1 protein-coding gene is annotated in these 1,299 nt (G+C 63.0%); it reads left to right on the top strand.

Annotated features, from left to right (window positions below; all coding sequences use genetic code 11):
* Positions 1–1,286 (top strand): ATP-binding protein (locus U9980_RS00575; RefSeq protein ID WP_322766214.1); only part of this gene is annotated, 1,286 nt, incomplete at its 5' end.
* Positions 1,287–1,299: the final 13 nt, after the last annotated feature.

Genomic DNA, 1,299 nt, shown 5'->3' on the forward strand with positions numbered 1-1,299 from the left:
ATCGCCAGCAGCATGCGGAGGTCGGCATGGTTGATCAACGGATCTACCGTCCGCGTCTCGCCGACCGCAGGTTGCGCGAACTCGTGCAGGACTTTCCGGCCGTGCTCGTGAACGGACCGCGGGCGGCGGGAAAGACGACCACCGCTCGCCAGATATGCCGGGACATGGTCAGCCTGGATCGGCCGGCACATGCCGTCGCCTTTCGCGCGGATCCCGACGCGGCGTTGCGAAAGCTGGACGAACCAGCGCTCATCGACGAGTGGCAGGAAGTACCGCAGGTACTCGGCGCGGTGAAACGTGCGGTCGACGCCAACAGCAGGCCTGGTCGTTTCGTACTCACCGGGAGCGTCCGGGGTGACCCTGAACAGCAGATGTGGCCGGGTACGGGGCGTCTCGTGCGCATCCCGATGTACGGATTCACTGAACGTGAGGTATTGGGCGCTGTTGACCACACCCGCCCGGCCTTTCTTGACCGCATCGCGACGGGGGATCCGGAGGAGATCGCTCTTCCTTCCTCCGTCCCCGACCTGGCCGGATATATTGACCTTGCCCTGCGGGGCGGCTTTCCTGACCTCGTTTTTCGAGACTATGCGGAAGACAGCCGCCGAACCTGGCTTGAGGGTTATCTTGAACAGCTGCTGACTCGGGACGTGGCTACTTTCGAGCAGGCACCGCGCGAGCCGGAGAAACTACGCCGATATTTCGAGGCGATTGCGCTCAACACGGCCGGAATGCCGTCTGGAAAAAGTCTTTACGAAGCGGCCGGGGTCAACGCCAGAACGGCGGCATCCTACGACAGTCTGTTGACGAGCCTCTTTGTCCTCGAGCGGGTTCCGGCGTGGAGCACCAACAGGATTTCCCGACTTGTTAAAACACCGAAAATCTACATCGTCGAGAGCGGTCTCGTCGGGAGCTCTATCGGTCTTTCGACGCGGACGGTCCTGTCTGATGGAGACCTTCTCGGTCGCATGATCGATAATTTCGTCCTCGCGCAGCTACGTCCGGAGGCTGCTCTTTCCGTGCGGCGCCACCGCTTCTATCACCTGCGAACCCAGGGTGGACGCCAGGAAGTGGACCTCCTCGTGGAGTTGGATGCCGGCAAGGTTCTCGGGATCGAGATCAAAGCCAGTTCGGCCCCCAGCCGTCACGACGCCGCGCACCTGTGCTGGTTGCGCGACGAACTCGGCGACCGGTTCGTGGCCGGCGCGGTCCTGCACACGGGTCCCGCGGTCTACCCCCTTGACTCGAAGATCCTTGCGGTGCCCATCTGCGCGATCTGGGGTTGACCGCAGGGAGCCT

Source organism: Protofrankia sp. Cr1 (genome assembly GCF_963555865.1).
GTDB lineage: Bacteria > Actinomycetota > Actinomycetes > Frankiales > Frankiaceae > Protofrankia.